15 protein-coding genes are annotated in these 24,083 nt (G+C 37.6%); 10 read left to right on the top strand and 5 right to left on the bottom strand.

Annotated elements, in window-relative coordinates; genetic code table 11:
* The first annotated feature begins 831 nt into the window (after positions 1-831).
* The 9 genes from ACM55G_RS03365 (at position 832) to ACM55G_RS03325 (ending at position 15,885) form a co-directional block, all read left to right on the top strand.
* A complete protein-coding gene (locus tag ACM55G_RS03365) occupies positions 832-2,676 on the top strand; it encodes an NPCBM/NEW2 domain-containing protein (protein ID WP_416842494.1) in 1,845 nt (614 codons plus the stop codon).
* A 209-nt stretch (positions 2,677-2,885) separates the two neighbouring features.
* Positions 2,886-5,222 carry a beta-galactosidase gene (locus ACM55G_RS03360; RefSeq protein ID WP_416842493.1) on the top strand — a complete coding sequence of 779 codons (2,337 nt, stop codon included), beginning with the start codon at positions 2,886-2,888 and terminating at the stop codon, positions 5,220-5,222.
* 228 nt (positions 5,223-5,450) lie between these two features.
* Complete coding sequence (locus ACM55G_RS03355) at positions 5,451-5,597, top strand: hypothetical protein (RefSeq protein WP_416842492.1); 147 nt, start codon at positions 5,451-5,453, stop codon at positions 5,595-5,597.
* On the top strand, positions 5,598-6,509 hold the full coding sequence (locus tag ACM55G_RS03350) for a glycoside hydrolase family 43 protein (RefSeq protein WP_416842491.1): 912 nt from the start codon (positions 5,598-5,600) through the stop codon (positions 6,507-6,509).
* A 16-nt stretch (positions 6,510-6,525) separates the two neighbouring features.
* Positions 6,526-9,147: an alpha-L-arabinofuranosidase C-terminal domain-containing protein gene (locus ACM55G_RS03345; RefSeq protein ID WP_416842490.1), complete on the top strand. Its 2,622-nt coding sequence runs from the start codon at positions 6,526-6,528 to the stop codon at positions 9,145-9,147.
* A 13-nt stretch (positions 9,148-9,160) separates the two neighbouring features.
* Positions 9,161-11,533: a beta-L-arabinofuranosidase domain-containing protein gene (locus ACM55G_RS03340; RefSeq protein ID WP_416842488.1), complete on the top strand. Its 2,373-nt coding sequence runs from the start codon at positions 9,161-9,163 to the stop codon at positions 11,531-11,533.
* 68 nt (positions 11,534-11,601) lie between these two features.
* Complete coding sequence (locus ACM55G_RS03335) at positions 11,602-13,326, top strand: GH39 family glycosyl hydrolase (RefSeq protein ID WP_416842487.1); 1,725 nt, start codon at positions 11,602-11,604, stop codon at positions 13,324-13,326.
* Positions 13,327-13,384: 58 nt separating this feature from the next.
* Positions 13,385-14,713: an immunoglobulin-like domain-containing protein gene (locus ACM55G_RS03330; RefSeq protein ID WP_416842486.1), complete on the top strand. Its 1,329-nt coding sequence runs from the start codon at positions 13,385-13,387 to the stop codon at positions 14,711-14,713.
* 215 nt (positions 14,714-14,928) lie between these two features.
* Complete coding sequence (locus ACM55G_RS03325; protein WP_416842485.1) at positions 14,929-15,885, top strand: family 43 glycosylhydrolase; 957 nt, start codon at positions 14,929-14,931, stop codon at positions 15,883-15,885.
* Between the two features lie 326 nt (positions 15,886-16,211).
* Here the strand turns inward: ACM55G_RS03325 and ACM55G_RS03320 are convergent, their stop codons facing one another.
* Positions 16,212-16,607: a hypothetical protein gene (locus ACM55G_RS03320; protein WP_416842484.1), complete on the bottom strand. Its 396-nt coding sequence runs from the start codon at positions 16,605-16,607 to the stop codon at positions 16,212-16,214.
* Between the two features lie 1,036 nt (positions 16,608-17,643).
* On the opposite strand from ACM55G_RS03320, the gene ACM55G_RS03315 reads away from it, so the two are divergent.
* Complete coding sequence (locus tag ACM55G_RS03315; RefSeq protein ID WP_416842483.1) at positions 17,644-18,348, top strand: hypothetical protein; 705 nt, start codon at positions 17,644-17,646, stop codon at positions 18,346-18,348.
* Between the two features lie 79 nt (positions 18,349-18,427).
* Here the strand turns inward: ACM55G_RS03315 and ACM55G_RS03310 are convergent, their stop codons facing one another.
* From ACM55G_RS03310 to nuoL, 4 genes are all read right to left on the bottom strand, one after another.
* Positions 18,428-19,144 carry a DsbA family oxidoreductase gene (locus ACM55G_RS03310; RefSeq protein WP_416842482.1) on the bottom strand — a complete coding sequence of 239 codons (717 nt, stop codon included), beginning with the start codon at positions 19,142-19,144 and terminating at the stop codon, positions 18,428-18,430.
* 205 nt (positions 19,145-19,349) lie between these two features.
* A complete protein-coding gene (locus ACM55G_RS03305) occupies positions 19,350-20,720 on the bottom strand; it encodes an NADH-quinone oxidoreductase subunit N (protein ID WP_416842481.1) in 1,371 nt (456 codons plus the stop codon).
* Positions 20,721-20,732: 12 nt separating this feature from the next.
* Positions 20,733-22,175, bottom strand: a complete 1,443-nt coding sequence (locus ACM55G_RS03300) for a complex I subunit 4 family protein (RefSeq protein WP_416842480.1) — start codon at positions 22,173-22,175, stop codon at positions 20,733-20,735.
* A gap of 9 nt (positions 22,176-22,184) precedes the next feature.
* A complete protein-coding gene (gene nuoL, locus ACM55G_RS03295) occupies positions 22,185-24,080 on the bottom strand; it encodes an NADH-quinone oxidoreductase subunit L (RefSeq protein WP_416842479.1) in 1,896 nt (631 codons plus the stop codon).
* Between the last annotated feature and the right edge of the window lie 3 nt (positions 24,081-24,083).

The following is a 24,083-nucleotide window of genomic DNA, read 5'->3' as shown; positions in this document are numbered from 1 at the left end:
GAAACGGAAGGACAAGTAAATAGTAGTGTATTTTTTTCTTCATTATAGATTAACTTATAAAATTGTGAACAGACATTTATATTTTTTTTAACTCTTTTTGTGAATATTTAACATTTTCAAATTTATAAGTTCAGCTTACTACATCTATCCTGTTCTATCCTGTTTTTTTTGTGTTTTATAAAAAAATAATATATTAAATATCAATTTGACAATCTATTAACTGTTATTATAACAATATGAAAATCCTATATTTATTAGGACTCAGCCATTTTCTGCATTCAGATTTTAAGCGTAAAAACAACACTTACATAGTTTAACCTATTTTTTTTAATTCAGAAAAATGAGACATATAAACTAACTAATTATGGATTACAAAGCTTCATCAGAAGTAAAAAAATATATTTAATAAGAATTTTGATATATATATATATATATATATATATCAAAATGACTACTATTAATGCCGTGCTTTGCTTACTTGTTGTCCATAATTGTATAATCGAATTGCTCTTAATTTTGCTAAAACCTTCAATGAAACTTTAGTTTCAACAATTCCTCAATTAGCAATTTTTTAATCGAACTCCTTTTTTATACTAGGGAACAGAAATATGCGCTTAAATAAAAATTGTGTGATGATAATTTCTTTTTTTTCTTAAAAACTCCTGTTTTGTTGACAACCAAAAAGTATTAAATCAAACTTAAAATACAATACGCTATTAACACCCCGTTTTTTTATTGTGTTCATTTGTTTATATGTTCTTTTTTTAATTAGATTTACAAATGTGAAAAACACACTTATATGTAAATTACAATTACAAAAAAAACACCCTAATGACCCGATCTAAATTTAACAAAATAGCGCTCTCTGTCTTTTTCTTTTCCATTTTCAACTATACTGTTCAATCTCAGGCTGAAAAAGAATTTCATAATTGGGCAGCAACTCCACCTATGGGTTGGAACAGTTGGGACTGCTTTGGACCTACAGTTACAGAAGCCGAAGTAAAAGCGAATGCAGATTACATGGCCAAATATTTAAAGCCTTACGGTTGGAATTATATTGTAGTAGATATTAGGTGGTATGTGGGGAACGATAAAGCTCACGGATACAATGAAAAAAATCCCGATTATGTCTTGGACAAATACGGCCGATTTATGCCCGCAGTAAACCGTTTCCCTTCTGCATCGGGAGGAAAAGGTTTTAAACCCCTCGCTGATTATCTTCATAAAAAAGGGTTGAAGTTTGGCATCCATATCATGCGCGGCATTCCTGTAATAGCCGTAAAACAAAACTTGCCCATTAAAGGCACGAATTTGACAGCCAGGGATATTTATTCGGAAAAAGACCAGTGCAGTTGGTTGCACGATATGTACACCGTAATTCCAGGCAAGCCGGGTGCACAAGAATACTATAATTCACTTTTCGAACTGTATGCTTCTTGGGGTCTTGATTTTGTCAAGATTGATGATCTTTCTTCTCCTATTTATTTTGAAGGAGAAATCGACATGATCCGTAAAGCCATCGACCGAACCGGGCGTAAAATTGTATTGAGCACTTCTCCCGGAGAAACCCCCATCGCACAAGCCGACCACGTTCAAAAAAATGCGAATATGTGGCGTACTGTTGGTGATTTTTGGGATAGCTGGCAACAATTAAAAGACCATTTTGAAGTCTTTGAGCGCTGGAACAAATGGCGTTCCTATGGTGCCTATCCAGATGGTGATATGTTGCCGCTTGGTCGAATTGGAATCAGAGCAGAAAGAGGAGACCCTAGGATGACTGCATTTACCAAGGACGAACAATATACCTTGATGACCTTATGGAGTATTTTTAAATCCCCGTTGATGTTTGGTGGCAACCTTCCGGACAATGATCCTTTCACGCTTTCTTTGCTGACGAATAAAGATGTGCTGAAAGTGCTGAACGAAAGCACAAACAACAAACCGCTTTTCACCCATAAAGACCAAGCCGCCTGGATTGCTGACGAACCAAAAACGGGAGCTAAATACTTGGCAGTTTTCAATACAGCCGATCAAAAAATGGTATCCGAAGAAAAAGCAGTTTGGAGCAGCGGATTAATCTCAAAAACAACTTTGGGTCAAAGTGCAACGGTTGACATTGCTATTTCGGGCACCAAAAAACTATATCTGGTGGTCAATGATGGCGGAGATAAAACCGATTGGGATCATGCCAACTGGATTGAGCCCACTTTATATAAAGGACAAGACTCTCTTAAACTGACCAGCTTAAAATGGAAAAAAGCGACATCCGGATGGCAAAAACCAAAGCTTAACCAAAGTGTTTCCGGCAATAGTCTTATTACCAATAAAATTAAACATGAAAATGGCATCGGTACGCATTCCAATTCCATCATAGAATTTGACTTGCCCGAAGGCTATACTCGTTTTAAAGCAGTTGTTGGTTTGGATCAAGCTTGTATTTCCCAAAACACGGGAGCTACCGTTAAATTTTTTATGTTTACCCAAAACCCTTCTGGACCTCCTCCTCCTCCGAGGGTAAAAATCCCGATAAATTTGAAAAACATAGGGCTTTCTGAAAACTATTTAATAACCGATTTATGGTCAGGAAAAGTACTTGGTAACTATTCCGGAGAATTTGCACCTGAAATCAATTCACACGGTGCCGGCTTGTATAAAATTGTTAAAGTATCGAAATAGTTTTTTTTGTAGTTCGTTATTAACTGTCTAGGTGATCGATTTAATTATTCATTTTGAAGCATTAATTGACACTTGGAATAACTAGTACAATCAATTTCAATAAAACAATAATCTACCACGGAAGCAAAATCCGTAAATCTATAAACAACTAAATATAAAAGAAGGCCCTCTTATAAAATTTTATCAAAGGCTCTTTTTAAAAATAAAAAATGAAAAAAATTCTATTAATTACTATTTTAATATCCGTTTTATTTACGAATGACGGAATTGCTCAACAGCAAAATAATTCATTCACTCTTGGAAACAAAGAATTCTTGTTAAACGGGAAACCTTTTATAATTCGTGCGGCAGAGTTGCATTATCCTCGCATTCCTAAACAATACTGGGAACAAAGAATACAACTTTGTAAAGCTATGGGAATGAACACCATTTGTATTTATCTATTTTGGAACCTACACGAACAAAAACAAGATCACTTTGATTTTGAAGGGCAAAATGATGTCGCTGAATTTGTGCGTTTAGTACAAAAAAACGGAATGTATTGCGTTGTCCGTCCTGGACCTTATGTTTGTGCTGAATGGGATATGGGTGGTTTACCATGGTGGTTGCTAAAGAAAAAAGACATAAGCTTGCGTAGTCTTTCGGATTCGTTTTTTATGGAACGTACCCGAAAGTTTTTTAGAAAAGCAGGAAAACAGCTTGCTCCTTTACAAATACAAAATGGCGGAAACATTATCATGGTTCAGGTAGAGAATGAATATGCTTCTTATGGATCAGACGGCGCTTACATGGAAGCGATGCGTGATAATGTGAGAGAAGCATTCGATAAAGTACAACTATTCCGCTGTGACTGGTCTTCTAATTTTAATAAATACAAATTAGAGGGTGTTGCCACGACTTTAAATTTTGGAGCTGGAGCCAATATCGACAAGGAATTTAAAACCTTTCAAGAAATTAATCCAACTGCTCCTTTAATGTGTAGCGAATATTGGACAGGCTGGTTTGATCATTGGGGAAAACCGCACGAAACCCGTTCTGTTGACAGTTTTATTGGAAGTTTAAAAGACATGATGGACAGGGAAATTTCGTTCAGCCTTTATATGGCTCATGGAGGAACCTCTTTTGGTCAATGGGGTGGCGCAAATGCAGCTCCATACTCTGCGATGGTATCGTCCTATGACTACAATGCACCAATTGGCGAACAAGGTAATACCACCGAGAAATTTTTTGCTATTCGTAACCTGTTAAAGAATTATTTGCAGGAAGATGAAACTTTGGGAGAGATTCCTCAAGCCATGCCCATTATCGAAATCCCAACTTTCGAGATGAAGGAAGGTGCTTCGTTATTTGCTAATTTGCCTCTTGCTCATAATACAGCAAACATCCAACCAATGGAAAACTTTGATCAGGGCTGGGGACGCATTCTTTACAGAACGAAATTGAATGCTTCGACCATGAAACAAAAAATGATGATAACCGAGCTTCATGATTGGGCAACGGTATTTATAAATGGAAAGCCCATTGGAAAGTTAGACCGCCGAAAAGGAGACAACACCATTGAAATTCCGCCGGTTTCTGAAAATGCACAATTGGACATTTTGGTGGAAGCTACTGGCCGTGTCAACTACGGAAAAGCAATTCTTGACAACAAAGGAATAACAGAAAAAGTAACATTAACCGATGGTCAAATAACCAAAGAATTAAAAAATTGGCAAGTATATAATTTCCCCGTGGATTACAAATTCCAAAAAAGAGTTAAATACACAACTGCCGGAGCAAAAGGTCCCGCTTGGTATAAAGGTTCATTCAACCTGACCAAGACGGGCGATACTTTTTTAGACATGAGCAATTGGGGCAAAGGAATGGTTTGGGTTAATGGGAATAACTTGGGTCGTTTTTGGAAAATTGGTCCGCAACAAACTTTATTTGTACCGGGCGCATGGCTTAAGAAAGGAAAAAATGAAATCATCATTTTGGATGTAGACCAACCAGTAAGCCTAAAAGTGGCGGGCTTGTCTAAACCTATTTTAGACAAAATTAATATTGACGAATCCTTACTGCATAAAACCGCAGGACAAAAACTGGATCTGTCAGCAGAAAATCCTGTACATACAGGGACATTTACCAATAAAAATGGCTGGAAAGAGATTAACTTTTTTAAACAATTTAACGGGAAATATTTTTGTCTGGAAGCATTGAATTCGCAAAAAAACAATGATCCGCTCACTACGCTTACCGAATTGGAATTAATCGGAGCCGACGGAAAAATAATTCCTGTCTTGAAATGGAAAATAGTGTATGCCAGCAGTGAAGAAGTGACTGCAGGAAACTATACGGCAGATAAAATTTTTGACCAGCAGGAATCCACTTTTTGGCAAAGCCAATCCGTAGGTGCAAAACCATCACATCCTCATCAAATTGTAATTGATTTGGGGCAGATGGAATCCATAAAAGGGTTCAGATACTTACATCGTTTTGACAATAAAACAGCTGGCATGATTAAGGATTATAAGGTTTTTATCAAATCAGATGCCTTCAAACTATAGTCAAATTCCACTATTTCCTTTAAAACAGGAGCGCAACCGGTTTTAAAAATTTTGACACGAACCGAGATTAATGTAAATCTTTCCTGCATCGAAATGATATAAACCGTTTATCAAGCTGATTTGTTTATTTGCTTTTTTAAATTACATTTACAAATGTTAAAAACACACTTATAGTGAGTTCCTATGAGGAAAAAAATAAAAAATCATTATAATGGTAATAAATCACATATGAGAAAATTGAGATCCCTAATTGTTGTTGGCATCCTACTTTTTGTCGGCACAACGGTCTTCGCACAGAAAACCAAAGTTCCCAAAGAGAAAAGTATGGGAGGGTATTTGATGGTATATTTTAAAGACGACACCCACGGTTTGTAAATGGCATTGAGTAAAGACGGTTACAGTTTTACCGATGTTAACAATGCCAAACCAATTATAGCCGGAGATACAATAGCCGAGCAAAAAGGAATTCGTGATCCTTACATTTACCGGGCACCGGACGGAATGTTTTATTTGGCATTGACCGATTTGCATATTTATGCCCAAAAAGCAGGTTTTCGAACCACGGAGTGGGAACGCGACGGCAAGCAATACGGCTGGGGCAACAACCGAGGATTGGTCTTAATGAAATCGCCCGATTTGATACATTGGTCACATTGTGTACTTCGTGTGGACCAGGCTTTTCCGGAATTGGCAGACATTGGTTGTGCCTGGGCTCCTGAATTGGTCTATGACGACAAAAAGCAAAAGACCATGATTTATTTTACCATGCGTTTTGGCAAACAGAAAGACAAAGTGTATTATTCGTATATGAATGCTGATTTTACAAAACTCGAAACACCTCCAAAACTTTTGTTCGAATATCCAAAAGATGTTGCCTATATCGATGCCGACATTACCAAAGTAGGCAATAAATACCACCTGTTCTATGTACCACATGACGGGACAGCTGGCATCAAGCAGATGGTTTCAGATTCGATCAATACAGGTTATCAATACGACGACAAATGGTACGACCCCGAAAAAGTGGGTTGTGAGGCACCAACAATTTACAAACGCATTGGCGAGGATAAATGGGTTCTTATTTATGATATTTACCGCATCAATCCGCATAATTTTGGGTTCAGTGAAACCTTCGATTTTGTAAATTTTAAAAACTTGGGACACTTCAACGAAGGCGTGATGAAAGCGACCAATTTTTCGTCACCAAAGCATCCGGCGGTTATTCAAATCACTAAAAAAGAAGCCCGAAAATTAGCCAAAAAATGGAAATGTGAAATAAAATTTTGAAACATAAAATAGTAGCATGATAAATATCTTCAAATTCCGAAAACCAAAAAAGCACTTTCTAGGATTACTGTTGGTGTGTCTTTCGGTGTTTTCGACTTTCGCCAGTAATCCAAAAGAGGCTTATATATTCTCCTATACTTCCGGAAAAAGTTTCGATGGGCTTCATTTTGCTTGGAGTATCGATCAAATCAATTGGCATCCGATCGGGCCGGAATATCATTATATCCATTCCGATTATGGAAGATGGGGATCCGAGAAAAGAATGGTTTCACCTTTATTATTTCCTGGTGCTGATGGGCAGTGGCATTGCCTTTGGAGCCTAAATGAAAAGGACGGAACATTTGCACACGCTTCGTCGAAAGATCTGCTGTATTGGGGTCGTCAATCTTATCCTGTTGTTATGACCGAAAAAAACTGCTTGACACCCGAAGTAGCTTACAACAAAGAAAAAGGCGAATACACGATTTCTTGGCTGAGTAAAGATCAAACCGAAACCAAAGCTTGGAGCACGACAACCAAGGATTTCACAAAATATTCGGAAGCCAAAAATATCCCATTAGCGGAATACAAAAACTCGCGTAGTACTATCCTTATCGATGGAAAATCCCAAACAGGCTCCATCAATAAAGTGGCTTGGAATGTTGTTGATGGCTTGATTAAAACCCAACAATTGTCGGCTTATAAAACCCAACTTTGGTCAGAAACAACCAAAACCGACACCGAACGTTTTGCCAACTTGAAACCTGTAGAAGCAAAGTTTACTTTGGATGCAACAAAAAGCAAAAAAATCAGTAATACGCTGTTGGGAATCTTTTTCGAAGACATCAATTATGCAGCCGATGGCGGTCTTTACGCCGAACTGGTTCAAAACAGGGATTTTGAATATACTGTAAGGGACACAAAAGGCAGGGACACAACTTGGAACAGTTCGAAAGCATGGCGCTTAAACAATAAAACTGCAAAATTTGCCATTGATTCAATAAACCCAATACATCCAAACAGCAAACATTACGCAAAACTGGCAATCAAACAAGCTGGAACAGCATTAGTCAACGAAGGATTTGATGGCATTGCAGTCAAAGCAGGCGAAAAATACGATTTCTCAATATTTGCCCGTGCTACTGATGGTAAAGCAGGAAAACTTCTTGTGCGTCTGGTGGGCAAAAATGGAGAAATCTTAGGGGAAACAACAACCCAATCGATTACTGCCAATTGGAAAAAACACAATGCAACTCTTACGGCTAAAGCAACCATAGCCAATGCCAGTCTGGAAATCATTCCACAAATGACGGGCTCACTCGATCTAGATCTGATTTCGCTTTTTCCGCAGAAAACATTTAAAGGTCATAAAAATGGATTGCGTGCCGATTTAGCCCAAACATTGGCTGATTTAAAACCTAAATTTATGCGATTTCCCGGAGGCTGTGTTGCACACGGGGACGGAATAGAAAACATCTATAATTGGAAAAACACCATTGGATCACTTGAGTCGCGTAAACCCATGCGCAATCTTTGGGGATACCATCAGACTGTCGGTTTGGGTTATTTTGAGTACTTCCAGTTTTGCGAAGATGCAGGAGCCGAACCATTGCCCGTAATCGCGGCCGGTGTTCCTTGCCAAAATTCGTCAACAGGAGGTGCCGGTCATCAGGGAGGTGTTCCAATGTGTGACATGGACAATTACGTGCAAGACATTCTGGATTTGGTAGAATATGCCAATGGCAATACAACTACCAAATGGGGTAAAAAACGTGCCGAAGCAGGACATCCGAAGCCTTTTAACCTGAAATATATTGGCGTAGGCAATGAAGACCTCATCACGGATATTTTCGAAGAACGTTTCACAATGATTTTCAAGGCGATGAAAGAAAAATATCCTGAAATAACTGTCATTGGAACGGTTGGCCCATCGTTTGAAGGGACGGATTATCAAGAAGGCTGGGACATCGCCACAAAATTGGGTGTGCCTATGGTTGACGAACATTACTATCAATCGCCGGGTTGGTTTATTTATAATCAGGATTATTATGACCAATATGACCGTTCGAAATCCAAAGTATATCTTGGAGAATATGCCGCTCACCTGCCTGGAAAACCCAACAATGTAGAAACAGCTTTGGCGGAAGCGTTGTATTTAACTTCTTTGGAACGCAATGGCGATGTAGTCAGCATGACTTCTTATGCGCCTTTGTTGGCAAAAGACAAACACACGCAATGGAATCCCAACCTGATTTATTTCAACAATACGGAAGTGCGACCAACGGTAGGTTATGAGGTACAAAAACTCTATGGTCAAAACGCCGGCGACCACTATATCCCGAGCGAAATTAGCCTTTCGAACCATCAGGAAAATGTAAAAAACCGCATTGCCATATCGGTGGTTCGGGATTCCAAAAGCAACGACCTGATCGTAAAATTGGTCAACCTCCTGCCTGTTGCCGTCAATGCATCGTTTGACATGAAAAATTTCAACTTTGTAAACCCAGAAACGGTAAAAACCGTATTGAGAGGAGATCCAAGCGACAAAAACGCAAGACCCGTAAAAACTGCTTGTTCCGTTTCGGAGTTGAATAGTGTTGAACTGCCCGCTTATTCATTCACGATATACCGCATTAAAACGATTGGCTCAAATAAATAAAATCCAAAAAAAGATGATACCAAACAGCATTAAAAAATCACTTTGCTTCGGACTTATTCTGGTTTCGATTGCTAACTTTTACGGGCAGTCCACCCAACTGCAAAGTTTTCCACTATCCTCGGTTCGTTTGTTGGAAAGCCCTTTTAATGCGGCTCAACAAACCGACATGAAGTATATTTTAGCGCTTGATGCAGACAGACTGTTGGCACCTTATTTGAGAGAAGCCGGAATAGAATCCAAGGCAATAAATTATCCTAACTGGGAAAATACCGGGCTTGATGGTCATATTGGAGGTCACTATCTTTCGGCTTTGTCAGAGATGTACGCCGCAACCGGAAATAAGCAAATAAAGGAAAGACTCGATCACATGCTCAACGGTCTCGAAAAATGCCAACAAAAAAATGGAAACGGATACATTGGAGGTGTTCCCGGAAGCAAAGCATTATGGGAGGAGATTGCCAAAGGAAAAATTGACGCTGGAACCTTTTCCTTGAACAACAAATGGGTGCCATGGTACAACATTCATAAAGTATATGCCGGACTAATTGATGCTTACAGTTTGACAGCGAATGAAAAAGCAAAAAAAATGCTGATCCAACTTTCGGACTGGTGCCTGAATCTTACCGCAAAGCTATCCGATGACCAGATTCAACAGATGCTGCGCAGCGAACACGGCGGTATGAATGAGGTTTTTGCCGATGTGGCAGTGATTACGGACGATAAAAAATACCTGGTTCTGGCTCAAAAATTCTCACACAAAGTCATTCTTGATCCCCTTTTAAAAAACACTGATGCCCTTAACGGCATTCATGCCAATACCCAAATTCCTAAAGTAATAGGTTTTATGCGTGTAGCCGAAGTTTCTGGAGATAAAGAATGGGCCAATGCTGCCAACTTTTTCTGGAACACAGTGGTGGATAACCGAACCATTTCTATTGGAGGAAATAGCGTGAGAGAACATTTTAATCCTTCCACTGATTTTTCGTCGATGCTGGAATCCAGGGAAGGACCTGAAACCTGCAACAGTTACAACATGCTTAAATTAAGCAAGCATTTGTTTCTCGCCAATCCTTCTTCAAAGTACATGGATTATTACGAACGCACGACCTACAACCACATTCTGTCATCCCAACATCCGGATGGTGGTTTTGTGTATTTCACACCCATTCGACCACGTCATTACCGAGTGTATTCAGAACCGCAACAATCATTTTGGTGTTGTGTCGGTTCTGGTTTAGAAAATCACGGAAAGTATGGGGAACTCATTTATGCGCACGACAAGCAAAATTTGTATGTGAACCTTTTTATTCCTTCAACCCTGAATTGGAAAGAAAAAGGAATTACGCTTACGCAAAACACCAAGTTTCCGTTTGAAGAACAATCTTCCATCAGATTGACGTTAAAAAAACCGCAGCAATTCGCCATTAAGTTTCGTTATCCTTCATGGGTAGAAGAGGGCAAAATGAAAATCACGGTCAACAACAAAGAAATTAGCCTTACAAAAGACCTGAATTCTTATGTATCCATAGAACGAAAATGGAAAACAGGAGACGTAATTGCAGTGTTGCTACCAATGCAAAATAAAACCGAGCAACTTCCGGATAAATCGGCTTGGGTTTCTTTTGTACACGGACCTATTGTACTTGCAGCAGTTACAGACACAACAGATTTAGTTGGCCTTCATGCAGATGACAGTCGTATGGGACATATTGCCAACGGCCCAATTTACCCAATAGAAGATGCACCTTTACTTGTTTCCAACAACACCGATTTAGCTGCTTCATTGAAAGCTTTAGCCAACAAACCGTTTACTTTTTCTGCTTCGGATATAATTTATCAGGAGAAATACAAGAACCTGCAACTTGTTCCGTTCTTCCAAATTCATGATGCAAGATATATGCTGTATTGGCCTTATACTACCAAAGAAAAATTGCCAAAAATACAAAAAACAATGAAAGAACGAGAGGAAGCGCAAATGAAATTGGAAGCAATTACCCTTGATGTAGTTACCGCAGGAGAACAGCAACCGGAATCCGACCATAATTTTAAAGGAGAAAAAACAGATACCGGAATGTTTAAAGAACGTCATTTTCGGAACGGCCAAGGTTCTTTCAGCTATGATTTGAAAAATCCACTTTTAGAAGCCCGTAAATTACGCATTACCTATTTTGGTGCCGACAAGAATAAAAATTTCGACATTTATGTCAATGCTGTTGTGGTAGCAACCATACATATGGACGGATCAGAAGGAAATCAATTTATAGACAAGACAATCGAACTTCCTGCTGCACTACTGAATGCGAAACCTAAAATCTTGCAAGTGCAATTTAAGGCAAAACCAAATTCGACCATTACCGGTATTTACGAGGTACGCTTGTTGAGGTAGAAGAACAATCCAAATCTATACGAAAGTTTTATTCCCTATTCTATTACTATAATTTAAACTGATGCCAAATGATTAACGAAGAACACAAAATGATCGTAAAAAACAAAATGGCAGTCCTTGCCTTTGCAGTTGCATTTTTATCTAACAGTTTAAGACCGGCTTTTTCGCAAACTGCAGAAAAAACAGTCGAAGTGAAAATAATGCTGGACGAACCAGTGGGTGACATATATCCAATGTGGGCGTGGTTTGGCTATGATGAACCGAATTACACCTATATGAAAGATGGCAAGAAGCTACTGACTGAATTGGCGGCACTATCACCTACTCCGGTATACGTTCGGGCGCACAGTTTGCTTGTAAGCGGAGACGGAGTTGCCGCCCTTAAATGGGGCAGCACAAATGCTTACACGGAAGATGCCAACGGCAACCCAATATACAACTGGAGAATTGTTGACAGCATTTTTGATACTTATATCAAACGCGGCATAAAACCACTAGCCCAGATTGGATTTATGCCACAGGCTTTGAGTACACATCCAGAGCCCTACAAACATTTCTGGAAACCGGGCGATCCCTACGGCAACATTCTGACGGGCTGGGCTTATCCTCCAAAAGACTACAATAAATGGGCTGAACTGGTATACCAATGGGTAAAACACAGCGTGAATCATTATGGCAAAAAAGAGGTAGAAAGCTGGTATTGGGAAGTGTGGAACGAACCCAACGGGTACTGGAAAGGCACTATGGACGAATTCTTTAAACTATACGATTATTCAGCGGATGCCGTGAAAAGAGCACTTCCAACAGCCAAGATTGGCGGTCTTAATATCGCTGGTACAAGGAGCGAGGGTGCCCAAAAGTGGACGAACGCTTTTTTGGAGCATTGCATCAGCGGAACTAATTACGCAACGGGCAAAAAAGGGGCACCGCTGGATGCTTTTCTTTTTCACGCAAAAGGAAATCCGAAATTAGTAGATGGCATGGTACGTATGGATATGTCGCCACAATTAAAGGACATTTCTACCGGATTCCGAATTGCATCTTCCTATCCGGAAGTCAAGAATCTACCCATCATCATTGGCGAAAGCGATCCCGAAGGTTGTGCTGCTTGTGGCATGGCTACCAACCCGCAAAATGCCTACCGTAACGGCACGATGTACAGTAGTTATACCGCCGCATCGTTTGCCAGAAAATATTTGTTGGCCGATAAATATGACGTCAATTTTCTGGGTGCCGTTTCTTGGTCGCTCGAATTCGAAAACCAACCCTGGTTCTATGGTTTCCGTGATTTAGCTACCAACGGGGTAGACAAACCGGTACTGAACGTATTCCGGATGTTCGGCAAAATGAGCGGTAAACGCGTAACTGTTGAAAGCAACCGAATGACGCCATTGGAGACCATTGTAGAAAACAGCGTTCGTGGCGAAAAGTCTGAAATTGGTGCCCTTGCCAGCGTTGACAGAAAAACCGCAGGTATCATGTTGTGGAACTACCACGACCTTGACCAGTTAGGTACTGCGGAACCAGTTCGGGTAAGCATCAGTGGTGTCAAAGCCAGAAAAGTAACGCTAACCCACTACACCATCGACAGCAAACACAGTAATTCATACGAAGTTTGGAAAAAAATGGGCTCGCCACAAAACCCTACGGCTGCGCAAATTGCAACACTCGAAAAAGCGGGCCAATTGGAAACCGTTGGAAATTCACAAAAACTGGACGTGAAAGCAGGCAGTTTGGTGGTTGACATCGTTTTGCCAAGACAAGCTGTGTCGCTTTTGAAACTTGACTGGTAAACTATTCAGACGACATCTGAGTCGATGCTAATATTGGACATCAATACATTTCACAAACATGACAAACATAAAATCTAGCTTCTCTTACTTTCTTGGCATCCTCCTTTTGATGTCAACGATTGGGATTGCTCAAGAGAAAACCGTTTTAACGGATATGGAGAAAGTAGCCTTGGATGCAAAATCATTGCACATTCCCGAAGGTTATTCCAAAAATCTACATTGGAATTTGTTGCTCGACTCCATTGGTTCGAAAGGTTCGACCATCAGTTGGAAATCGGGCAAACCAAAATACATTTCCAATGATGGAAAACTGTTGAAACGCTCTCCCCGAAAAGGCAAAAAAATAAAGGTTACGATGACGGCAACTGTCACCGCTGGAAGATCAAAAACTAAAAAGACATTCGATATTTTGGTGGCATATCCAAAACAAGAATTTCAGGGTTATTTGTTTACGTATTTTGAAGGTTCGGGTCCACGAAATAGTGACGAGCAGTTACGATTTGGTGCCAGTGCCGATGCGATAAACTGGTTTGCCTTGAACAATAACCAACCCATTATATCTTCAGAAAAAATATCTGGGACAGGCGGAATCAGGGATCCCCATATTTTGAGAAGCGAGAACGAAAAAAGTTTTTATATGGTAGCCACTGACATGAACACGGCAAAAAATGGTTGGGGACATAATCCCGGTATAGTGATGCTGCAATCGGGGGATTTAATTAATTGGAAACATTCGTTTATTGATCTCGAAAAAATTTATCCTACAAAATTTACCAATATTCAATGGGTTTGGGCGCCTCAAACTATTTATGATCCTGCTGCAGATAAATACTTAGTCTATTTTACGGTAAAATTTAAAGACGACTTGAAACTCGATTTTTATTCCGCTTACGCCAACGCAGATTTCAGCGGTTTTGAGAACGAACCCAAGCTGATGTTCAGTCCAAAGTTTGGGGCGATAGACGGGGATATTATTTATAAAGACGGCACGTATCACTTTTTCTTCAAAGGAAACACCAAGGACGAAAACGGAAAAGAATTCAAAAACGGTATTCGTCAGGCTATTGGAAAAACCCTTCAAGGGCCTTGGACAGAAAATTTCAACTATCTTGATGCTTATTCCGATAAGAAAATAGTGGTCGAAGGATCGAGTATCTTCAAATTGAACCAATCCGATTCTTATGTGTTGATGTATGATTTATATACCAATCACCGGTATGAATTTCAACTAAGCAAAGATTTATACCAGTTTACGCCAACATCAGAATCGTTTGTTAAAAATTTCTCACCACGTCACGGAAGCGTTATCGGAATCACTATCGAGGAAGCGAAACGACTCCACGAAAAATGGGGAGGCGTTCCAGAAATTTTATGGAGGAACAAATAAATTCTGTATTCAACTTATGCTGTTTTCAATATATTAATTGCCTTCAGCTTTAGCTGGAGGAATAAAATTTTGTTTATTTTTAATGGCTTTAGCCCAAAACATACTTTTTGGCTAAAGCCATTCCTACATTGATTCTCTATTCCTCCAGCTAAAGCAGGAGACAATTGGAAATTATTGATATGCAGAGTAGGTACTAGATTTTTAATTAAAACAATATGAAAAAAAATATTCTCTTTCTAATGAACCTCTTTCTTTCTGTAAGTTCGTATTCTCAAAGTGATACCATAAATGCGCCCATAGCGGTGTTGCCGGATGTTTACGCAGACCCACATATTGCTGCTTTTGGTAAGAAATTCTATATTTATCCAACGACCGATGGTTCCGAAGGATGCATGTCCACCAACTTTACGTGCTGGTCCTCCAAAGATTTGGTAAAATGGAAATACGAAAAAGTAATCCAGGATGTACCCAAAGATGTCAGCTGGGCCAAAGAACGGGATTGGGCTCCAGCCATAGCTTTCAAAAACGGAAAATATTATTACTATTTTTCGGCCGACGTGAATATTGGCGTGGCGGTTTCCGACAAACCAACCGGCCCTTTCAAAGATACTTTGGGAACGCCGCTGGTAAAAAAAGGCATGCTCAAAGGGCAAATGATAGACCCAATGGTTTTTGTTGATGATGACGGATCGGCCTATTTATATTTTGGCCAAGGCAATTGCAACATCGTAAAGCTGAACGACGACATGATTACGTATGATGCGACAAAAATCATCTCCATCAAGCCAAAAGGCTATAACGAAGGTTCCTTTGTGTTCAAAAGAAACGGAAAATATTACCTAATGTGGTCGGAGTTTGATACCCGTGATCCAAGATATTCAGTGGCTTATGCCACTTCAGATTCGCCCTTGGGGTCATTTACAAAAGCAGAAGGGTATCCGGTTTTAAAAGGAAAAGGGATTGTAAAAGGTGCTGGACATCATTCGGTTGTAAAAATTCCCGGCAAAGACGAATGGTACATTGCGTATCACCGTTTTAAAATACCTAATGGCAATGGCTATAATCGCGAAACCTGTATTTCCCCGATGCTATTTGACAAGGATGGTCATATATTGCCTGTTGATGTTTTCGAAAAAGTAAAAGCGGTGAAAATTAAAGGAAGTAATTTTTAAGAAGGTCTACCCGATTAAATGCATTGAAATAGGATTAGAATTTTCGATTTAAAATTAGAAACGGAACATTCATTTATAATCCCAGATGAAATAAAAACACAACTGTGTTCAACAAAAACACATGACGTAATCGTTTATCTGCGTTGTTAGGCTTATGTATATTACTATGCCCACCCGGGGCATTGTGCTTTTTAAAGATTCTAGCGCAACACTATTAGCAGCTAGAATCATTTTACTTAAGCATTGATCTAAGTTCCTGACGGTATTCTGAAGCACTTTTACCCGTGAATTCTTTGAACGATTTATTGAAATTATTGAAACCACTTTCATAGCATATTTTCGGTTATGCTTATGGCTTTTTCGGCTAATAACTTAGACGCATGAACCAAACGGTAATCATACAAAAACTTCGTAAATCTTTTATTGGCTATTATTTTTAAATTCCGGCAAAAAGAAGGCACAGTCATACTTACCAATACAGCCCCTTCTTCAAGCGCAATGTGCTCCTGAAAATGATCTTTTACATAATTAAAAACAGCATTGATACGGTCATTATGTTGTATCTGCATTTCCAGAGAGAAATTTTTTGCATTTAAAACAAGACTTTCTTTGGATAATTCCAGCTCATTTAAAATTGACAACATACTTAATAACTGCTCTAATTGAAACTGCTCCTCCATTGCTTCAATTTTAATACCAATAGCTTTCTTAGTTTCTCCCAAAAATGAAATCCCTGATTTGGCTTGATTAAATCAAGTTTCTAATATTTTCCATTTTGGAAATATCAAAAAAGTCATTTCCAAGAAAGTCAGGCTTCATTTCTATAACCGTTTCTTTTTTGTTTCCCGTTTCTTTATTCGTAAACCCGCAATGCGGTAAATCACTTCCAATTAATATAAAATCTCCGTCGTTATATTAAGAGATATGACTTCCTACATGCCATTTTCCGCAGCCTCCATTAATATAACCAATTCGATTTCGGAGAAATTAGTAACAGAACATACGATTTGACGGTTCAAAATATAAAATTGAGGTAGTTGGTAAAGTAGCCAAATTATCTGCTGATGCCATTTCAGAATTTTACAAACCCGTTTTGGTAAACAAAAAAGGAATAGTAACACTTAATCTATTAAACCTAGAAAAAACTCCTATTACCGTTAAAATTTATAGTTCCAATGATACCGTGTTATATAATGAAACCCTGCCTCCTGAATTGAATGTGGGTAAAATATTTGACATAAGTAAGAGGCTTGGAGACAGCTATACGTTTATAATAACTTCTAATGGAAAAACTTTAGTAAAAACAATTGATGCCAAATAATGATTAAATAAATCTCTAATTGAGTAGGTTGTCTTTTGGGATGGCCTTTTTTTGTTTTAAAACTAATGAAGCTAAAATATTCATCAAGGTATTTTGACAACTATTTTAAATAAAAAAGCATTTAGTTTTAGTAATTACCCTTAAAGTCGCAACTGATTTTTGACTGTTCTATTCCGGAAAATGACAATAAAAAAACTAACAAAAGAATTACAATAAAAAACACTGAATCACAGCTTCTAAATAAATTATTATCACTTCATTTTTAAAATTTTAAAACATTGATCTTCATTTATTTAAAATTAAAAACCAAATAATAGCCTAAAACACTAAATTAAGATTATAATTTCTGGCACACTACTTGGATATACCTACTCAAATAAGTAAAAAAGCGTAAGCCGAAAAGCTCGAGAGTAGGCAAAACCCAAATTATATTGATTATGAAAAAAATTACCCTTTTAGTAGCTAGTATCTTTCTTATTGGAGGTGGTGTAGCGAATGCAACAGAAAAAATTAATTTTTCAGTTGAAAGAAGATTACCTGTTGATTTTAGAAATGCGGAACCAATTGTGTTCACCGAAAGAGGAATTGATTTTTTTGTGTTTCCTGACGGACAATTCGATTTTAATACACGTCCAGCAACTGATAACGATATGTATTACAAATCAAAAAGAACGAGTGCTGTAAATAAAACGTATGGTAGACCCACAAATTTTAGAAACCAAAATTACGGTGTAAAAGTGGAACATGATAATTCTGGTAAAGTAAGACGTATTGGAAATGTATTTATCAACTATGATTCAAATGATCGAATTAAACGAGTCGGTTCAATATACATGTCTTACAACCGTTACGCCTTAGAACAAGTAGGTGGATTGCAAATTATCTACAACCGTCGTGGTCAAATTGTTGATATTGTTGGAAGTGTAAATGGGCGTAGAGCTAATGACTACAGCCAAAATAACTATGACAATAATGATCGAGATTATAATAATCAAAATAACGATTATAATAACAATCGTGATTATGGAAACAATCAAAATTCAAATGATCAGGATCAATACTACTATAAAAATGATGGTACAAAAAACCAGAAAGACACTAAAGTAACAGGAAGTTTAGATATTAGAATAGATAAAAGATAATTAATTTATTTAAAATGGTTAATTAAAAAAGTCCCGATGGTATTATCAACGGGACTTTTGTTTTAAACTATTCTTCGTTTTAGTCACATCCCTCGATGCCACAGCTGTCTCCATCAGTAGTATTCAATATGGTTACCTTTGAATCAAATTTGCCTTCTTCCCATACTTTTTCGAGTGTTTTTACAAAAGTTTCCACATGTTGCGCACCGGAAACTGCATATTTGTTATCGAAAACAAAAAAAGGGACCCCTTGAACACCGATAGCTTGCGCCTCTTTAATATCCTCCTGCACTTCATTTGCGTAGGCATCGGACTGCAATACTGCATCAATCATTTTAGCATTCAGCCCTACTTCCAGTCCTAACGCTTTCAAAGTATTCAAATCATTAACGTTCTTCCCATCGCTCAAATACGCTTTAAACAATAATTCTTCTAAATCATCCGCCAGGTTGTGTTTTTTAGCCAAATGCAACAATCGGTGCGCATTCAAAGAATTGGCTAAAATAGATTTCTCAAAATGAAAATCCAATCCTGCCGCCTTTGCATTTTGAGTCATGTTGTCCAGCATGTTTTGAGCCCAATCTGTATCTTTTCTATATTTTTCTGCTAAATGCTCTACCATGTTGTCGTCCGGAGACGCTATAAAAGTAGCGTCTAACTGGAAACTTTTCCATTCAATTTCAACCGCATCTTTATGTTCAAAAAGCGCTAAGGCACTTTCTATTCTCCTTTTTCCTATATAACAATACGGACACATAATATCCGACCAGATTTGTATTTTTAATGTATTTCCCATCTTCATTTATTTAATTGAAATTCAAAATTACTTCTATTAAGACAAAATTAATCAATTCGGTTTTGAGCTTTTTAAGTTTTGAGACTTTATTTTAGATAGCAGCATAGTAAATATTTATTACAATCAAGGAAACAGAAAACCTTTGAAACCAAAAAAACCATCAAAATTACTCTTGATGGTTTTTGTATGTTTTTAAAACTTTGGCTTATCCTAGTAAATCCAAAACAAAAGAGGGAAACAAACCTAAAGCAATATTCAATACAATCGCGATAACAGCAACGGCATAAATAATAACCGGCGTTCCTTTTCTTTCCTCGTTTGGCTCTTTAGTATACATTGCCAAAATCAATTTAAAGTAGTACCCAACGCTTATAATTGAATTGACAACTGCTACGATCACTAAAGCCAAATAACCCGCTTGAATCGTTTGATTGAATAAAACCAATTTGGCAAAGAATCCAGCAAAAATTGGAATACCAGCCATAGAAAGCAAGGCGGCTGTAAGAATCGCCGCTAACAAAGGATTTGTTTTTCCTAAACCGTGAAAATTCACAACATCTTCGTTATCTCTATTTTTACAAACGTATAAAATCACACTAAACGCTGCGATTCCTGATAAAGAATAGGCTGATGAATAATACAATAAACTACCTGCTGATGTGGACAAACTCAATAAAGTCATCAACATAAACCCGGCGTGAGAAACCCCTGAAAAAGCCAACATACGTTTCACGTTCGTTTGTCTTAAGGCCATGATATTACCAACAGTCATTGAAGCCATAGAAATAACAACCACAATAATTTTGAATGCTTCTGAAATATCAGCATTCATTACGTAAAGTAATTTGTATAAAGTCGCCATAGCAACTACTTTTGCCAAAGTGCTCATCAATGCGGTTGTCAAGGCAGGAGATCCTTCGTAAACATCCGGTGCCCAAAAATGGAAAGGAACTGCAGCAACTTTGAATAACATTCCAATCGTTAACAAAACAATACCAATTGGAAACCAAATTGGCAATTCAGCCGATTGTGATAGTTCACTGATTTCAGTAACATCAAAACTTCCCATCGCTCCGTAAATTAAACAGATCCCAAAAAGAATAATTCCCGAAGCAAAAGATCCCATTAAGAAATACTTCATTCCCGCTTCATTACTTTTTAAATTCATACGATCACTTGCCGCAAGAATATAAAGTGATATCGATAATACTTCGATACCCAAAAAGAACATCGCTAAGCTCCCAAAAGAAACCATCGCCACTGCTCCCGCTAATAAAAACACTTTTATGGCAATAAAATCAGAGATTTTAGACTGATGATTTTCGTAAAAATTATGTCCTAAAGCCACTAAAAAAATAGTAAGCACAATAAATAAAGAAGAAAACACAGTTGAAAATTTACTTACAATAATCATATTGTTGTAGTAACTCTGTGTAGAATTAAATTCGGATATGGTTAAACCAAGAACCGCTAACAATCCAATAATCGTTATTGGAACAATGGCTTTCCTTAAATTAAAAATTTCAAATAAAAGGCATAAAACACCTAATCCTATTATAGCTATTAATGTATTCATTTTTTATTTGACTTAGTTTATTCGGTTTATTTGAGTTAAAATTTCTTCCAGACTTGGTGTGATCAAATCAATGATTGGTTTTGGATACATTCCAAAAAAGAACAAGACAGCAATTATAATTACCAAAGTAATTCCTTCATTGCTGGTTACATCAGCAAAAAGTTTTGAATTGGTTTCGCCTAACATAGCTTGTTGAAACATTTTCAACATATAATAGGCTCCTAAAATTATAGTTGATCCACCTAAAATGGCAAACCAAATATTAATTTGTGAAAGACTGTATAAAACAGTGAATTCTCCAACAAAGTTAAAAGTAGTTGGTAATGCTACAGAAGCCAAAACCAAAATCAAAAACATGGAAGTGAATTTTGGAGTTTGAGTGCGAATACCTCCCATTTCAGCAATCGCTCTTGTCTGATATCTCCTGAAAATAATCTCCGCAACAAAAAACAATCCAACAACTACGAAACCGTGTGCGATCATTTGCAAAACTGCTCCACGCAATCCATCTAATGTCAACGTGTATGTTCCGGCAGCTATTAATCCAACGTGAGCCAAAGAAGAATACGCTAATAATTTCTTCAAGTCTTTTTGTCTCAAGGCTACAATTGATCCGTAAATTACACCTGCAAGTCCAAGTCCAATAAAGAGGAACATGTATTCTTTAGCAGCAAGTGGTGCTAGTGGCAATTGCCAACGGATTACGCTGTACAATCCCATTTTTAGCATAATTCCCGATAAAAGCATCGTACCGACAGTTGGTGCTTTTTGGTATACACTAGCCTGCCAAGTGTGGAAAGGAATTAATGGAATCTTAATGGCATACGCCCAGAAAAAAGCCAGAAAAATCCACAATTGCTCGGTTGCTGATAAATTCAATTTATATAAGTCTTCTAGTAAAAAACTACCTGCTTTTTGATACAAATAAACAAAAGCCACCAGCATAAATAATGATCCGGCAAGCGTGTAGATAAAGAATTTAACTACTGCTTTTTTGCGTTCTTCTGTGTTTCCGTTACCCCATATTAATGCAATAAAGTAAATAGGGATTAAAGATAACTCCCAGAATATATAATATAAAAGACCGTCTGATGCTAAGAATGTTCCCGCCATTGCAAATGACATAAACAAGATTAACGCATAAAATGATTTTGAATTTTTATATTCATTTCTAAAAGAAGAGAAAATAATAATTGGAGTCAAAACCGTAGTCAATAAAAGCATTGCTAGCGAAAGTCCATCTGCTTTTAAAGCAAAAGAAATAGTAGGTTTTGTAATCCACTGTTTGATGAAACTGATATTTTCACCTAAATTATAGTGATTTAATAATACAATAGAACAGCCTGCAGCGGCCAACCCAAAGAACAAAGCTACTTTTGAAGCTAGTTTATCGCCTGCAAGGAAAGTTGCAAACGCACCAACTAAAAGTATAATTAATATTAGAGATACATTCATAGTATAAAATTATTGAGCTAAAAATAAATAGGAAACAATGGCACAAAGCCCTAAAACGAAAACGAAAAGATAAAGACCTATACTTCCATTTTGTATTTTCTTTCCTTGATAACTTATTTCGTTAGTTACTTTTCCGAATCCAAAAACGAAAGCTGACAAACCAGTTTCCACAGTATCTCTGAAAAAACGAGACAAGAAATTAATCGGTTTAACAAAAATAGCGTCATAAAATTCATCAACATAATATTTATTGTAAAGCACTTTAGAAAATCCTGTAATGGCAGCATCTTCTGTAGGAACAGTATTTTGTTTGATGTATTTGGCGTAAGCAATACCAATTCCTACTAATCCACCCACAACAGCAATGGCCATCAAGATATATTCAGTAGTTCCTAAATGCTGTTCTGCACTTGCTAATTTCGGTAAAATTGGAGTCAAATATTCATTCAACCAACTGTTTCCTGGCAAGCTAATCAAACCACCTATTGTTGCAAAAATTGCTAAAACGATTAAAGGAAAAGTGATTAATGAAGGGCTTTCATGTAAATGATGCTTTTGCTCTTCTGTTCCTCTGAACTCTTGGAAAAACGTTAAGAACATTAAACGGAACATATAGAAAGCGGTCATGATAGAAGCAACTGAAGCCACAACCCATAATGGAATATTGTGATGGAAAGCCACTAATAGGATTTCGTCTTTAGAGAAAAAACCGGAGAATAATGGAACTCCAGAAATCGCTAAGGAAGCAATTAACATCGTTATAAAAGTTATTGGCATCGCTTTTTTCAAACCTCCCATTTTACGCATGTCTTGTTCTCCGTGCAACGCGTGAATTACAGAACCTGAACCCAAGAACAAACAAGCTTTGAAGAAAGCATGTGTGATTACATGGAAAACGGCAACTTCATAAGCACCTAATCCCAAAGCCAAGAACATTAATCCTAATTGAGAAACCGTAGAATAAGCCAAGACTTTCTTAATGTCATTTTGAACCAATCCAATTGTAGCCGCAACCAAAGCAGTAACTGCTCCAACAATTGCTATAATATCATTCACCAAATTGATACTTGGTAAATCAAGACTATACAAAAAATTTAATCTGGTTATCATAAAAATACCTGCCGTAACCATTGTCGCAGCATGTATCAATGCCGAAACCGGTGTTGGTCCAGCCATCGCGTCCGGTAACCAAGTATATAAAGGTATTTGAGCTGATTTCCCACAAGCCCCAATAAATAAAGCAAAAGCGGCAACACCAATCCAATAACTATTTAAATTGGTAGCCGTAGCAATTGCTGTTCTTAATGTAGCAAAATCTAACGTAGAGAATAAACTTCCAAGAATAAAAATACCAACTAATAAACCTAAATCTCCAATTCGGTTCATGATGAATGCTTTCTTAGCTGCATCATTAAAATCTTGGTTTTTATGCCAAAATCCAATTAACAGATACGAACAAAGACCTACGCCTTCCCACCCAATGAACATGACTAATAAGTTACTTCCTATTACTAAAGTGATCATGAAGAATACAAACAGATTCAAATACGCAAAAAACTTGTGCATATTTTCATCATCATGCATGTAACTGATCGAATACAAATGAATCAAAGATCCAATCCCGGTTACGAACAGCAACCATAAAATTGACAATTGGTCCAATTGAAATCCGAAATCAACTTTGAAATTACTGATTTGAATCCAGTCAAAAAGTGAAATGTGGATTCCTTCGGGTTGCGACAAAATTCCATTGAAGAAATAAGCGGTAGCAATAAAAGAAACCACAACTGAACTGGTTCCAATTATTCCAGACAAACTTTTCCCCAGACTTTTCCCGAAGAAAACATTGATTAAAAATCCTAAAAAAGGAGTAAGAACTAAAACTAAAGCTATATTGGTATTCATTTC

This window comes from Flavobacterium algoriphilum (assembly GCF_048158655.1).
Classification (GTDB): Bacteria; Bacteroidota; Bacteroidia; order Flavobacteriales; family Flavobacteriaceae; genus Flavobacterium; species Flavobacterium algoriphilum.
This window is presented reverse-complemented; position numbering and strand designations above follow the sequence as displayed.

Bases quoted from the DNA above. Each gene is read 5' to 3' on its own strand.
- ACM55G_RS03365 (WP_416842494.1), top strand. From the start codon at position 832: ATGACCCGATCTAAATTTAACAAAATAGCGCTCTCTGTCTTTTTCTTT.
- ACM55G_RS03360 (WP_416842493.1), top strand. From the start codon at position 2,886: ATGAAAAAAATTCTATTAATTACTATTTTAATATCCGTTTTATTTACG.
- ACM55G_RS03355 (WP_416842492.1), top strand. From the start codon at position 5,451: ATGAGAAAATTGAGATCCCTAATTGTTGTTGGCATCCTACTTTTTGTC.
- ACM55G_RS03350 (WP_416842491.1), top strand. From the start codon at position 5,598: ATGGCATTGAGTAAAGACGGTTACAGTTTTACCGATGTTAACAATGCC.
- ACM55G_RS03345 (WP_416842490.1), top strand. From the start codon at position 6,526: ATGATAAATATCTTCAAATTCCGAAAACCAAAAAAGCACTTTCTAGGA.
- ACM55G_RS03340 (WP_416842488.1), top strand. From the start codon at position 9,161: ATGATACCAAACAGCATTAAAAAATCACTTTGCTTCGGACTTATTCTG.
- ACM55G_RS03335 (WP_416842487.1), top strand. From the start codon at position 11,602: ATGATTAACGAAGAACACAAAATGATCGTAAAAAACAAAATGGCAGTC.
- ACM55G_RS03330 (WP_416842486.1), top strand. From the start codon at position 13,385: ATGACAAACATAAAATCTAGCTTCTCTTACTTTCTTGGCATCCTCCTT.
- ACM55G_RS03325 (WP_416842485.1), top strand. From the start codon at position 14,929: ATGAAAAAAAATATTCTCTTTCTAATGAACCTCTTTCTTTCTGTAAGT.
- ACM55G_RS03315 (WP_416842483.1), top strand. From the start codon at position 17,644: ATGAAAAAAATTACCCTTTTAGTAGCTAGTATCTTTCTTATTGGAGGT.
- ACM55G_RS03310 (WP_416842482.1), bottom strand. From the start codon at position 19,144: ATGGGAAATACATTAAAAATACAAATCTGGTCGGATATTATGTGTCCG.
- ACM55G_RS03305 (WP_416842481.1), bottom strand. From the start codon at position 20,720: ATGAATACATTAATAGCTATAATAGGATTAGGTGTTTTATGCCTTTTA.
- ACM55G_RS03300 (WP_416842480.1), bottom strand. From the start codon at position 22,175: ATGAATGTATCTCTAATATTAATTATACTTTTAGTTGGTGCGTTTGCA.
- nuoL (WP_416842479.1), bottom strand. From the start codon at position 24,080: ATGAATACCAATATAGCTTTAGTTTTAGTTCTTACTCCTTTTTTAGGA.